At 59.5% G+C, this 12668-nt stretch carries 12 protein-coding genes; 11 read left to right on the forward strand and 1 reads right to left on the reverse strand.

Features of this window, described 5'->3' with window-relative positions; genetic code table 11:
• Positions 1-12: 12 nt before the first annotated feature.
• From ACFSR7_RS33665 to ACFSR7_RS33685, 5 genes are all read left to right on the forward strand, one after another.
• The gene (locus ACFSR7_RS33665) at positions 13-576 is read left to right on the forward strand and encodes a peroxiredoxin (RefSeq protein ID WP_378169023.1); all 564 of its coding nucleotides are present in this window, start codon (positions 13-15) and stop codon (positions 574-576) included.
• A 175-nt stretch (positions 577-751) separates the two neighbouring features.
• Complete coding sequence (gene nfsA, locus ACFSR7_RS33670; protein ID WP_378169024.1) at positions 752-1498, forward strand: oxygen-insensitive NADPH nitroreductase; 747 nt, start codon at positions 752-754, stop codon at positions 1496-1498.
• A gap of 123 nt (positions 1499-1621) precedes the next feature.
• Complete coding sequence (locus ACFSR7_RS33675; protein WP_378169025.1) at positions 1622-2257, forward strand: hypothetical protein; 636 nt, start codon at positions 1622-1624, stop codon at positions 2255-2257.
• 134 nt (positions 2258-2391) lie between these two features.
• Positions 2392-2943 carry an NADPH-dependent FMN reductase gene (gene ssuE, locus ACFSR7_RS33680; protein WP_378169026.1) on the forward strand — a complete coding sequence of 184 codons (552 nt, stop codon included), beginning with the start codon at positions 2392-2394 and terminating at the stop codon, positions 2941-2943.
• A gap of 226 nt (positions 2944-3169) precedes the next feature.
• A complete protein-coding gene (locus ACFSR7_RS33685; protein ID WP_378169037.1) occupies positions 3170-4138 on the forward strand; it encodes an aldolase catalytic domain-containing protein in 969 nt (322 codons plus the stop codon).
• Between the two features lie 96 nt (positions 4139-4234).
• Here the strand turns inward: ACFSR7_RS33685 and ACFSR7_RS33690 are convergent, their stop codons facing one another.
• The gene (locus ACFSR7_RS33690) at positions 4235-4540 is read right to left on the reverse strand and encodes a hypothetical protein (RefSeq protein WP_378169027.1); all 306 of its coding nucleotides are present in this window, start codon (positions 4538-4540) and stop codon (positions 4235-4237) included.
• Positions 4541-4697: 157 nt separating this feature from the next.
• Between ACFSR7_RS33690 and ACFSR7_RS33695 the strand changes: the two genes are divergently transcribed.
• The 6 genes from ACFSR7_RS33695 to ACFSR7_RS33720 all read left to right on the forward strand — a co-directional run bounded on the left by ACFSR7_RS33695 (position 4698) and on the right by ACFSR7_RS33720 (position 12281).
• A complete protein-coding gene (locus ACFSR7_RS33695) occupies positions 4698-5192 on the forward strand; it encodes a gamma-glutamylcyclotransferase family protein (RefSeq protein ID WP_378169028.1) in 495 nt (164 codons plus the stop codon).
• A gap of 164 nt (positions 5193-5356) precedes the next feature.
• Positions 5357-7051: a copper resistance CopC/CopD family protein gene (locus ACFSR7_RS33700; protein WP_378169029.1), complete on the forward strand. Its 1695-nt coding sequence runs from the start codon at positions 5357-5359 to the stop codon at positions 7049-7051.
• Positions 7052-7096: 45 nt separating this feature from the next.
• Complete coding sequence (locus ACFSR7_RS33705; RefSeq protein ID WP_378169030.1) at positions 7097-7966, forward strand: sensor histidine kinase; 870 nt, start codon at positions 7097-7099, stop codon at positions 7964-7966.
• Positions 7935-8654, forward strand: a complete 720-nt coding sequence (locus ACFSR7_RS33710) for a response regulator (protein WP_378169031.1) — start codon at positions 7935-7937, stop codon at positions 8652-8654. The genes ACFSR7_RS33705 and ACFSR7_RS33710 overlap by 32 nt, the downstream gene beginning before the upstream one ends.
• Positions 8655-8911: 257 nt before the next feature.
• Positions 8912-10708 (forward strand): sensor histidine kinase, encoded by a 1797-nt coding sequence (locus ACFSR7_RS33715; protein ID WP_378169032.1) that lies wholly within the window; start codon positions 8912-8914, stop codon positions 10706-10708.
• Complete coding sequence (locus ACFSR7_RS33720) at positions 10701-12281, forward strand: response regulator transcription factor (protein WP_378169033.1); 1581 nt, start codon at positions 10701-10703, stop codon at positions 12279-12281. The genes ACFSR7_RS33715 and ACFSR7_RS33720 overlap by 8 nt, the downstream gene beginning before the upstream one ends.
• Positions 12282-12668 lie beyond the last annotated feature (387 nt).

Here is a 12668-nt window from a genome sequence, read left to right on the forward strand (position 1 = left end):
GATTCTTCCCATATGACGACAATCGCCAATCCGTATCCATTCGCAAAAGTCGGCCTTCCCGCCCCTTCCTTTAATCTGCTGTCCACGAAAAACCTCGATTCGCTCGAGGAGAAAGTGTCGCTCGAAGATTATCGCGGCAAATGGCTCGTGTTCTTTTTCTGGCCATTCGACTTCACCTTCGTGTGCCCGACGGAGATTCGCGGCTTCAGCGACAGCTACGAAGAATTCAAAGCGCTGAACTGCGAGGTGCTGGGCGCGTCGGTCGACAGCATCTACACGCACAAGGCTTGGATCGATACGCCGGTCGACCAGAACGGCATCGGCGCGATCAAGTTCCCGATCGTATCCGACTTCACTAAGGAAACCGCGCATGCGTATGGCATTCTCGACGACGCGACCGGCGCGGCCCACCGCGGCCTCTTCATCGTCGATCCCGAAGGCGTGCTGCGTTATCAGGTCGTGACCGACATGAACGTCGGCCGCAGCGTGGACGAGACGCTCCGCATTTTGCAGGCGCTCCAATCCGGCGGCCTGTGCCCCGTGAACTGGAAACCGGGGCAAAAAACGCTGGGCTAATGCTTGATAACAGAAATAAGATGGACCGGAAGCGCGACTTCCGGTCCATTTCCCCGTTCGCTGCCCGTTCGTTTCACGATCGCTTCGCTTCAGGGATGGACGAAAAGGGGAAAAACGGGAAGAGGCTGACGGCTTGGCCGAGAGAAGCAGGCAGCAGCCGAGAGGAGGAAACGTAATGAACGAGGTTGTCGTTAAGCTTATGCAGCACCGCTCCGTACGATCGTTCGATCCGACGCCGATTCCGGAGGCGCATCTGCGGGAGATCGTAGCGGCAGGCCAAATGGCATCGACGTCGAGCAATGTGCAGGCTTATAGTGTTATCGCGGTCACGGATCCTGCGCTTAAGCGAGAATTGTCCGTCTTGACGGGCAACCAGGCCTATGTCGATACTTGTCCGGCGTTTCTCGTCTGGTGCGCGGATTTGAACCGGCTCTCCGCCGCTGCCGCGGCGCATATCGAGCCGGGCGGCGAGACTTATGCGGATTCCGCGGAGAGCTTTATCGTCGCGACGGTGGACGCGTCGCTCGCCGCGCAGAACGCAGCGACCGCAGCTGAGTCGATGGGGTACGGCATTTGTTATATCGGAGGCATCCGCAACCGGATCGAGGAGGTATCGTCACTCCTCGGCATTCCAAGCCTGGCGTATCCGGTGTTCGGCATGTGCGTGGGACTGCCGGACCAACCGAGCGGACAACGGCCGCGTCTGCCGGTCGAGGCGGTGCTTCATTGGAATCGTTATGAAGACGAACGGGGACAAGGCCCGGTTGAACAATATGACGAGACGATGACCCGCTATTTGCAAATGCGAACCGAAGGCCGAAAAAGCACGCCGTGGACGAAGATCATGGCGGAATGGGTAACGAGGCCTAATCGCCTGCATATGTTGGCATACTTAAAGAAACGCGGCTTCCTGCAACGGTGAATCCGGTCTTTTTTGTGACAGGGGGGGATCGCGCTTGTGATCGCATCGTTCGCTGTCCTATACTACTATCTATTGCGATACACTGGCGTAAGACGAGCCGCTTGAAGGAGGATGGACACGATTTTGAGTCCGACATGGAAAGGGGCCGCAGCGGCCTTGCTGGCGATGGCGCTGCTCGCCGGATGCGGGACGGGGAAGTCGGATTCGAACGGCGAATCGGCACCGAGCGGATCGTCCGCGACCGCTTCGGCATCGGCTTCGTCCTCGGCTGGGCAGGCGCTGCCGGCCGACGGAGAGGCGAAGACGTACCACTTCGACCTGAAGTCTACGTCGGTCGAGCCGCTGCCCAAGTGGGCCGGCCAGGTCGACATGACCAATAAGGATCCGTTGTACGTATCGGGAACCGATCTCGAAGGCGCGCTCACGATCGATCTGAAGCTGACGCGCAAAGGCAATTACTTGATCGCCGGCGGCGAAGGCGTGCTGTGGAACGGACAGCGTTCCGTCAAATTCGCCATGCCGGACAACTCCACGCTGATCGAGAAGCCATTAAGCGCGGATGGCACCCTCGTATTCGGGGGACTCCAGGCGCACTCGGACGAGATCGAACGGGACTTCTCCTTCGACCTGCGTCTCGTTCCGGAAGCGGGCGAGCTCGAGCTGCGCTTGCCTAACAAGGACGGACTCATCCGATTCGGCCGGAGCGCGGTGCTCGAACGGCACAAGGAAGAGGTCGCCCAGGTCGTCTCGGCTTCCTGAGGCTTGAAGCCCCGTCTCGCGTTAAGACGGGGCTTTTCGCAATGAACGAAGCTTGACGCCCGGAGAAGGATTCACATATAATTAATTAAAATCCGATGGTTAATATCGGAATAACGGAAAAGGTGTGAGCATTCATGGCCAAAATCGTCATTCTGCAAGGCAGCCCGACAGCTAAATCCAGACTTAACGGCGTACTGGATCGCGTGCGCAGCCAAATCGAGGAGAGCGGCGCGGAAGTTTCGGTCATCAACGTTCGTGACCTGCCGGCCGAAGACCTGCTCCATGCCCGCTTCGACAGCGAAGCGATCGCGGAAGCGAATCGGCTCGTCGCGGAGGCGGACGCCGTCGTCATCGCTTCTCCCGTTTACAAAGCGTCCTTTACCGGTATATTAAAGGCTTATCTCGACTTGCTGCCGCAAAAGGGATTGGAAAATAAAATCGTGCTGCCTCTCGTTGTCGGCGGTACGATCGCGCATTTGCTGGCTATCGACTACGCCTTTAAGCCGGTGCTGTCGGTGCTGGGCGCGCGCAACATTCTGACCGGCGTCTTCGTGCTGGATACGCAGGTGACCTGGGGCGATGACGGCAAAGCCCGGATCGAGGAGGAGATTGCGGGCCGGATCGATGCCGCGACTTCGCTGCTCGTGCAGGAAGCGCGCTGGCAAACGTCGCGGGTGCAGGGCTAAGCCCGAGATTAAGCGCCCGGCATCCTTTTATACGCAACTCTATACGCAACCGACCGGAGGCGAATGCCCGCCGGCCGGTTGCGTTTTGTTAAATAATAAGCAAAAGCTTGTAGACAACCGCCCTTTCGTTATAAAATTGATGTCATGTTGCGATTTACGGTGATATGTTGTAGAGACGAACGATAGTCGTTAGCGATAAGGCAGCTAAAAGGAGAAGGTAGTCATGATGACCATTCACAGCAAAACGAGCCATTGCAAAATCGTCGATTGTACGGTGCGCGACGGCGGACTCGTCAACAATTGGGACTTCAGCGTCGAATTCGTGCAGGATCTGTATCAGAGCCTGAACGAGTCCGGCGTCGAATATATGGAGATCGGCTACAAAAATTCGCCGCGCCTCCTGAAAGGCGCCGACCAAGCGGGACCGTGGCGTTTCCTGGACGACGACTTTCTGCGCAAGGTAATTCCGCACAAGCTGAATACGAAGCTGTCCGCGCTGGTCGATGTCGGCCGCGTCGACGAGAACGACATTTTGCCGCGGAGCGAGTCGTTGCTGGATCTGATCCGCGTCGCCACGTACGCACGCGATACGGAGAAGGCGATCGAGCTCGGCACGCTGTTCCACGAGCGCGGCTACGAGACGACGATCAACATCATGGCGCTGTCCAATGTGATGGACAACGAGCTCAACGAAGCGCTCGCCATGATCGGCGACAGCCCGATCGACGTCGTCTACATCGTAGACTCCTACGGCAGCCTCGATCCGGACGACATGCGTTTTCTCGTGGAGAAATTCAAGCGTACGCTGAAGCACAAGCGTCTTGGCGTGCACACGCACAACAACATGCAGCTTGCGTTCGCCAACACGCTGGCCGCGGCCGACCTTGGCGTCGAGCTGCTTGACGCATCCGTCTACGGCATGGGCCGCGCGGCCGGCAACACGCCGACCGAGCTGCTGCTTGCCAAGCTCACCAACCCGAATTACAGCCTGCGTCCCGTGCTCGGCATGATCGAGCGTCATATGCTCAAGCTGCGGGAAAAAGAGGAGTGGGGCTACCTCATTCCGGACATGATCACCGGCACGCTCGACGAGCATCCGCGTTCGGCTATGGGCTGGCGCGCTTCGCCGGAGCGCGACCGCTTCACGGATTTCTACGACAAGATGACGACCCCCGAGATTTTCCCGGGCAAATAAAGTCGAAACGGCTCGAAAAACGGGACGAAGCAGCGCTGTCTGCTTCGTCCCGTTTGCGTTGCCGCGAATGCAAATGCTGATTGCGCGCTCTTCGCGTTAATGGTAGCCCCCCAGCTCGCCTTGTCCGCGGACCGCGGCGGCATGCTTTTGGGGATTGGGGTGGAAAAAGGCGTCGCCGCCAAGCGACTTGCCGCCTACCGATACGGCTTGAACGGATACCGCGATGTCGAGCGATTCGGCGAACCGCCGGAGCAGCGCTTCCTGCTGCATGCCGTCGAGCTCGATGTACCAGGATAAAGTGCCGTAATGCTGAATGACGAACAGCCGCGCTCTCTCGAAGGTGACCTGCCATTCTTCGTCGCCTTGACGGACGAGCAGGGATGCCAGTTCAAAAGTTTCCATATTCTCATAATCTCCAGTCGTTAAAGGGAATGCCGATCCGATTGGCGGGACAAACGCGGCGGGCAATGATAGATAAAAACAAAAGCCGTCGCCGTCGATGCATACATTGTAGCCGTTCACGGGGTGGACGCGCAATGCGGGAAGGAGCGTGGAAGGCATGAAATACGGACGAAACGAACGCTGTCACGACCGCGAAACGGCGATGTGGCCGAGGATGGCGGGAGCGGGCTCGGGCGCAGCAGGCGGACTTCATCCGGTATTCGTCTACGGATCGCTGCTGCCGGGGCTGGAGAATGCAAGCTTGCTCTGGCCCTTCGCCAGATCGGAGCCGCAGCAGGGAACGGTCCGCGGGCGTCTCGTCATTGCGGACGGTTATCCTGCATTGATCCTGCCGCAGGCGGGGGCGACATCCGTACGGCGCGTACGCGGCTTGTGGACGCTCGTGGACCGGGCGACGCTGGGACGACTCGACGGGCTGGAAGAATATTTCGGACCTGAGGAAACGAACGACTACGAGCGCGTATGGGTGCACGACGATGATCGAAACGATCTCGCAGGCTGGGTCTATATCTGGCCGGATGACCGGGGACGACCGGATGCAGGGAGCGACTGGTGGCCCGACGCTAGGCGTACGCGCCGATCCGAGATTTGAAGCGGAATAGTCGCTGCGTTACGATATACAAATAGGATAGCGCACGCAGGCTCGGCCGCAATGCAACCAAGATGGCCCCTTCGCGTCATGCGGGGACATAACGGTATCGCTTATACTTGTAGTTACGAATTTTACGGACCGATGGAAGGCGGTAGTGCGGCGATATGAGAAACTTCGAAATGGCCGGGACGAGCGAGGGCCGCTCCCGGAAAATGTTCGCGCCGGCGCTTCGGCGAACGGGCATGCTGGCGCTATGGCTCGTCCTGATCGCTTCTTTGGCGGCGGCCTTCGCGCCGGCGGCAGCCGCGCACGCGATTCTGGAGCAGGCGGCGCCGGCGCAGGACGCACAGCTCGCAGAGAGTCCCGAAGCCGTCGAACTCACGTTCAACGAGCGGCTCGACGGCGGCTCGTCCGCGCGTCTGGCCGTATTGAACAGCGACTCCAAAACCGTGGCATCCGGCAAACCGGAGCGAACCTCCCAGGGGAAGGGAATTCGCCTTGCGCTGCCCAAGCTGGGAGAGGGCCACTATACGGTGACTTATTCGGTCATCTCCGCGGACGGGCATCCGGTCGAAGGCGCTTATGTATTCACGATAGGCAATCCCCCGCCGCTGACGGATGCGGCCGAGCTCGATCCGCATGCCCAGCTCGGACATAGCTCCCACAATCACGGCGGCGAGCAGGATCTGACGACGACCCGCTTTATTTTTTATGCCAGCCGGGTGTTGTTTTTCGCATCCCTGCTGGTGCTGTCCGGGCTGCTGCTATGGGGGCTCAGGCGCGAGACGTCCGCCGCGGAGAAGTCGTCTCGCGAAACGTGGATCGGTTGGACGGCGCAGTTCGGCGCGCTTGCGACGCTTGTGTACGTCGTGCTGCAGATGTCGAACCTGACCGAGGGCGAGCCGTTCTCCGAATGGGGCCGCATTCTGACCGATACGACTGTCGGACGCCTGTATGCCGCGCAGCTCGTGCTTGCGTTTGCCGCGCTGCTGCTTCGCGGTGCGGGCATGTATCTCAGGCTGGCCTGGGTGCTGCTCGCGCTTGCCGCGGAAGCCTGGAACGGACATGCCGCGGCGTTCAGCCCGGAAGCCTACACGCTGGCGCTCGACTTCGTCCATCTGCTGGCTGCGGCCGTCTGGTCGGGCGGACTTGTGCTCCTCGCTGCCGTCTGGCATCGCGAGAGACCCGAGGCGGGCAGATTCGCGATCGTCTTCTCCAGGTGGGCGCTGCTATCCTTCCTGCTGCTCGCGTTGACCGGCACGCTCAGCACGCTGCAGTTTTTGCCGACGCTCTCCTATTTGTTCGAGACGTCCTGGGGAACTTGGCTGCTCATCAAGATCGGCCTGTCTTTGCTGGTCGTCGTCACGGCCTTCTTCATACGCATGCGTCTGCGCAAGGGCGAGCTGCCCCGCGCCGGCCTGCTCCGTGCCGACCTCGGCTTGCTCGGAGCTATCGTGCTTAGCGTGGGCGTGCTGACTTATCAGAATCCGCTGCCGGCCAACCAGCCGATCTCCTACCACGAGATGGGAAATGACATGCACGTGACGCTTCGCATCTCGCCGGGCGTACCGGGAGACAATGCGTTTACGCTGAAAATATGGCTGCCGGACAGCGTCGGCGCACCGAAAAAAGTCGTGCTTCGCCTTCGTCCGCTCGGCAGCGGGGACGTCGGTTTTATCGACGTGCCGCTCGAAGCCTACGAAGATTCGGAGCTCGACGACTTCCCCGATTTCACAAAGGCGACCTTCCGGTCGAAGGGACCTTACTTGGCGGTGCGGGGACGCTGGGAGGCGCAAATCCGGGTGACGGACAGCACCGATACCGAGATCGTGAGATCCACGACCTTCCGTATCTATTGACGGCCCTCGAACGGCTTACAGCTTATGGGGACGGGAGAGAAGCCGATGAACGACCGCCGGATCAAATGGATGATTCTGCTCATCCCGACGCTGACGATCGGTCTGTGGGAATATGTAAGACATGCGTTTCTGTTGCCGTATATGACGATGGATCTGGGCAACTTTCTTGCGCCTTTCATCGTGCTCGCGGTGACGCTCACGCTCGTGCGGGGATTGTTCGCACGGCTGGAATCGTCCCAGCGCGCGCTTCAGCGCGAACGCTCGCTCAGCGCGGCGCTGGAAGAGCGGGAGCGGCTCGCGGGCGAGCTTCATGACGGCATCGCGCAGTCGCTTTTTTTGCTGGCCGTCAAGCTGGACAAGCTGGATGCTTCGCCGGACGAGGAGGCGCGTGCCGCTACGGTAGGCGGGCTAAGGGAGACGGTCCGCGACGTACACGAGGATGTGCGCCAGGCAATCGCAAGACTGCGCCTGCCTCCCGAAGCGGCCGACCATGCTTGGGTGGAGCCGCTGCGCGAGCTGCTCGGCGAGACGGCGGCTCTTACCGAGGCGAAGGCGGAGTTCCGCTGGGACATTCCCGAGGACATGCTGGGCGTTAAGGAAAAAGTCGAGCTGCACGCCTGCCTGCGCGAAGCGCTGGTCAACGTGCGCAAGCATGCCCGCGCGGATCGCGTTTTTGTCGTGGGCGAACGCACGCCGGGCGGCGGCTTCCGCTGCGCAGTCATCGACGACGGCGTCGGCTTCGCGGGCGATCCGCTGGAGTCGCCGGGCAGATTCGGCTTGCGCATGGTTCGAGAGCGCGCGAGCCGCATGGGGTGGACGTTCGGCGCCGAGTGCCGGGACGGTCTGACCGTGATCGAGCTGACCAAAAAAGGAGCGAACGAAAATGGAGGGCGGATGGCGCATTCTGCTCGTTGACGACCATCGGCATGCGAGGCAGGGCATGCGGGAGATCGTAGAAGGATGTCCCGATTTTATCGTCGTCGGAGAAGCCGCCAGCGGCGAGGAAGCGATCGGGCTCATGCCGGACGCCCGGCCAGATCTGGTGCTTATGGACATTCATATGCCGGGCATGGGCGGGCTGACAGCGTCCAAGGCCATCAAGGACGCTTATCCCTGGGTTAAGATCGTGATCGTCACCGTGTCCGACGAGCCGGCCCACCTGTTCGAAGCGCTCAAAAAAGGGGCGCAGGGTTATCTGCTCAAAAATCTCAATCCTTCGGCCTGGCGGGAGTATTTGCGCGCCGTCGCTTCTGACGACGCCCCGCTGAGTCCGGATATCGCGCTGTCGATCCTTAGAGAATTCGCCGGGCGCGGACGAGAGAGCGGAGCCGGAGCCGATACTCCAGCAGACGCGAGAAGCGCCTTTAAGCGGGCCGGCTCGCCGGATCGCGACGAGCCGATGCGCGAAGATCTGACGCCGAGGGAGAAAGAAATTCTGCTGGAAGTGGCAAGAGGTCTCACCAACCGCGACGTTGCGGCCGCGCTCGGCGTATCGGAGCATACGGTCAAAAACCATCTGAAAAACATTTTGCAAAAGCTCCATCTCGGCAATCGTGTACAGCTGACCCGGTATGCGTACGAGCAGGGAATTGTCGATCCGTGACGAGTTTTTTAATACTCCGGTTTCGGATATCCGCCATATTTAAAAGGAACGTCAGGGTGATCGCGGATCTCCCCTGACGTTTTTTTAAATTCCGCTCTTTTCCATTTATTTTCAGAAAAAACGCTGATTCTGACATGGAAAATAGTATACTTGATGAGGTTCCGGACATTCGCAACCACGGTAAAATCAAGCTAAGCGAAAATGGTAGCGCTTACCCTTCGACGACGAGGGAGGCGGCGCGCGAAAGAGAGGCGGATATGCGGCATTATTTTCGCCACTTCACCAATCACATGAAAATCCGGAACAAGCTGATCGTTTCCTTTGTCGCCGTCGTATTGGTGCCCACGCTAATCGTCGGTGTCTATCTGACCGTGGAACTGCGGAAAATGGCGCTGCGGGGAGCGGCGGAGCAGATCGAGACGAACATGGATCGGGTCAAAAAACGCACGATGGACCTGCTCAACGTTTCTTACGACATTTCCTACCGCTTGTCCAACGATACGCGCCTCGGCCAGCTCGCGAACGGCGCATACGATTCGACCTACAGCGTCGTGGACGCTTATCGGGAATACCCCGATTTCAAGGAGTATGTGAATCTGTACCGCGAGATTACGAGTATGCGGCTGTACGTGGACAACCCGACGCTGCTCGACAACTGGGAGATCATTCCCACCGACGAGCAGACGAAAAAAACGGAATGGTACCGGTGGGCGAAAAAATCAGAAGGCTTGATACGCTGGAGCTATATCACCGATTCGCGGGACGGACTCCGGTATCTCAGCCTGATCCGGCGCATCGATTTTTACAAGCATTCCACAAGCGGCGTGCTCGTGATCAATGCGAATTCCGCCATGCTCAACGGCATTCTGAGCCAGGAATCGTTCGATACGATGCTGGTCGCGGACCGGGATATCGTAGCGGCGAACCATCCGGATCTGGTCGGCAAGACGCTGCAGGACCTGGCGATCGATTCCAATATCCTCGACCGGCGGAGCGGCGCCTTTATGTCCAAGCTCGGCGAGCGGCGCGTTCGCATCCAGATTGCCGATCTGTATCCGGACAACGGGCTGATCAACTTGCGCATTTTATCCGTTTTCTCGGTCGACGATATCGTGCGCGAGCCCAATCAGATCATACGCTCGGCGCTTGCAGCCATCGGTCTGGGACTGGTGGTAGCCCTCGTGCTGATCCTGTTTCTGTCCAAGCTGATCGGCGACCGGCTGCTTCGCCTGAGCAAGCACATCTCCAGAGTCGCGACGGGCAAGCTTGATCTCAGACTCGCAATCGACGGCAAGGACGAGATCGGGCAGCTGTCCCGTCAATTCAACGCGATGCTCGGCAGCATCCGGGCGCTGATGGGCGAGGTCAACGAATCCAACCGGCAAAAAAGGGAGCTGGAGACAAAGCAGAACGAAATCAAGCTGCGGATGCTTGCCAGCCAGATCAATCCTCATTTTTTGTTCAACACGCTGGAATCGATCCGCATGAAGGCCGTCGTAAGGAAAGAAGCCGATATCGCCCGGACGGTCAAGCTGCTCGGCAAAATGATGCGCAAAAACCTGGAGGCGGGCAGCGGCGTCATTCCCGTCTCCGCAGAGATCGACATGATCGGGTGTTATCTGGATATTCAAAAATTCCGTTACGAAGACAGGCTGCAGTACAAGCTGAATATCGATCTGAAGACCATGTCCGAACGCATCCCGTCGCTGGTCATTCAGCCGATCGTGGAGAATGCCGTCATTCACGGCATGGAAAACAAAGAGGAGGCGGTAACCGTGGAGGTCACGCTGCAAAGCCGCGGCGACGGCCTGTTCGTCGAGGTAAGGGACGACGGCGCAGGTATGTCCGGGGAGCGACTGGCGGAGGTGACGGCAGGCCTGAGAGACCCGGGCGGCGCGGAAGCCTCCGATCACATCGGCCTGCGCAACGTCAACGCCCGTCTCCAGTTGTCGTACGGCGCGGCTTACGGGCTCTCGATCGAGAGCGCGCAGGACGAGGGGACGCGCGTCCGGTTCGTCATACCGCACGGAAAGGGGAACCGGTCCGATGTATAACATCGTTCTCGTCGACGACGAGCCTTCGATCCGGGAAGGCCTTGCGGAGCTGCTCGACTGGGAATCGCTCGGATACCGGATCGCCGGTTCGGCTGCGAGCGGCAAGGAGGCGCTGAGCCTGAATGCGAGAATTCGTCCGGATCTCATGATTGTCGATATTCGGATGCCGGGCATGGACGGCATCGCGCTGGTTAGCGAATTAAAAAAAGAAAGAGCGGACGTCCACGTGCTCGTCCTCAGCGGCTACGCCGACTTTAATTACGCCAGGCAGGCAATCGCGCTCGGCGTCGACAATTACCTGCTGAAGCCGGTGGACGAGGACGAGCTGGCGGACAATTTGCGCGCGATCAAGCAGGCGCTCGACGAAAGGGAGGCCAGGCGCAAGGCGGATAAACGAACGGAGGAGGCGCGTCTCTCCGAGCGGCTGGAGACGATGCTGTCAGAGGCGCCTGCGAGCGTCGGGGCGTGGGGGACGGAGCTCTCCTCATGGGGCAAGGGAGGCGGAGGCTTCCGGGTCGTACTCATCGAGATTGTCGCGGACGGCGAAGAGACGGCGCATTCGCGACGGCAGATCGGCGAGCGGCTGAAAGCCGCATACGAAAAAACGGGCTCGGGCATCGTCTTCCAGGCGGGCGCTGCGCTCGGTCTTTTGCTTCCGGACAGCCGGCTGCGCGATTCGGACCGGAGAAGGCTGGCGGCGTTCTTGCGCGACTGGGGGGCGCTTGCCGGCTGCCGGGTCTTCGCGTCGGCGGGCGAGGGCGTCCCGGACGCCGCCGGCATTCCGTCGTCGCTTGCGACGGCCAGGCTGCGCGCACAGCAGCGTTTCTTTTACGACGGCGCCGAGTTTATCGACGACGAGACGAAGCGGCTGATACCGTCCGGGCCGACGGGGCTCTTGGAGCCTGACCTGCTGCCGAAGCTGGCCGAGCGGCTATACCTCGCGATCTGCTCGGGCAGCGAGGCCCGCGTGGCGCCGCTCGTTGAGGAGCTCGGCGAGCGGATGCTGAGCGCCGGCGAAGGAGAAGATTCAATCAAAGCCCGGTTCGTCCAGCTGCTGACGCGCCTGCTCGAGAAGCTGTCTGCCCGTCAGCCGGGCGCAGGCTCCGCGTCCGCGCTGCTGGAGTCGAAGCTGCTGGCGATCCACCGCGCCTGCGGCTTCCAAACGATGCTTGCGCAAATTTCCGCCCTTCTGGCGGAGGCGATACGCTTGACGGACGATGGCGGGGGAGAACGTCAGATCCGCAAGATGACGCAGCTGATCGATACCCACTACAAGGACAATTTAAAGCTGGAAAAGCTCGCCGAGGCGTTTAATTACAACAGCGCTTACTTGGGGAAGCTTTTCAAATCCGTGACGGGGAATTCGTTCAACACGTATCTCGACAAAGCCCGGATTGCCAAGGCCAAGCAGTTGCTTCAGGCGGGACTGAAGGTATATGAGGCGGCGGAGCAAGTGGGCTATCCCAACCCCGATTATTTTCACGGCAAGTTCAGAAAATACGAGGGCCTGCCGCCCGGCGCTTACCGCAGCCTGTTCGAAGCGTCGTGGACGCACAGCCGCAAGGACGGATAACGAAGCTGATTCGGCTGCGTTATCCGTTTCTTTTAACCAATCGCTAGCAGGCAGGCGCGCATTCGGCATAATAGAGCTATTTGGTGGCCGGCTGGCCTCCAAAACCTGCATTTATACATGTATTTTCGACCGAGCGGCGTTACTGGATGAAATACCTGCAAATATGCAGGCTTATTCGGCGCACGGGCCGGAAATGGGGCTGATGGAGGAAAATAACTGCGCTTTTGCATCTAATTTGTATAAAAGGGTCGACCGCGACGGAAAAAGATGCATATTAAGTCAATTTCATAATTAATTTGGTCATGGAGCCAAGCGTGAGGCCAATGTTGGGGAAGTCCTTTTTTTTGAGGTTAAGCGGCTGGTTTTGCTTCGCGGATGCGCTTGTTT

It is taken from the genome of Cohnella sp. GCM10020058, from assembly GCF_042683485.1.
Classification (GTDB): domain Bacteria; phylum Bacillota; class Bacilli; order Paenibacillales; family Paenibacillaceae; genus Cohnella.

Coding starts and splice junctions, on each gene's coding strand:
- ACFSR7_RS33700 (WP_378169029.1), top strand. CDS start 5,357: ATGAGAAACTTCGAAATGGCCGGGACGAGCGAGGGCCGCTCCCGGAAA.
- ACFSR7_RS33690 (WP_378169027.1), bottom strand. CDS start 4,540: ATGGAAACTTTTGAACTGGCATCCCTGCTCGTCCGTCAAGGCGACGAA.
- ACFSR7_RS33665 (WP_378169023.1), top strand. CDS start 13: ATGACGACAATCGCCAATCCGTATCCATTCGCAAAAGTCGGCCTTCCC.
- ACFSR7_RS33705 (WP_378169030.1), top strand. CDS start 7,097: ATGAACGACCGCCGGATCAAATGGATGATTCTGCTCATCCCGACGCTG.
- ACFSR7_RS33685 (WP_378169037.1), top strand. CDS start 3,170: ATGACCATTCACAGCAAAACGAGCCATTGCAAAATCGTCGATTGTACG.
- ACFSR7_RS33710 (WP_378169031.1), top strand. CDS start 7,935: ATGGAGGGCGGATGGCGCATTCTGCTCGTTGACGACCATCGGCATGCG.
- ACFSR7_RS33695 (WP_378169028.1), top strand. CDS start 4,698: ATGAAATACGGACGAAACGAACGCTGTCACGACCGCGAAACGGCGATG.
- ACFSR7_RS33715 (WP_378169032.1), top strand. CDS start 8,912: ATGCGGCATTATTTTCGCCACTTCACCAATCACATGAAAATCCGGAAC.
- ACFSR7_RS33720 (WP_378169033.1), top strand. CDS start 10,701: ATGTATAACATCGTTCTCGTCGACGACGAGCCTTCGATCCGGGAAGGC.
- nfsA (WP_378169024.1), top strand. CDS start 752: ATGAACGAGGTTGTCGTTAAGCTTATGCAGCACCGCTCCGTACGATCG.
- ssuE (WP_378169026.1), top strand. CDS start 2,392: ATGGCCAAAATCGTCATTCTGCAAGGCAGCCCGACAGCTAAATCCAGA.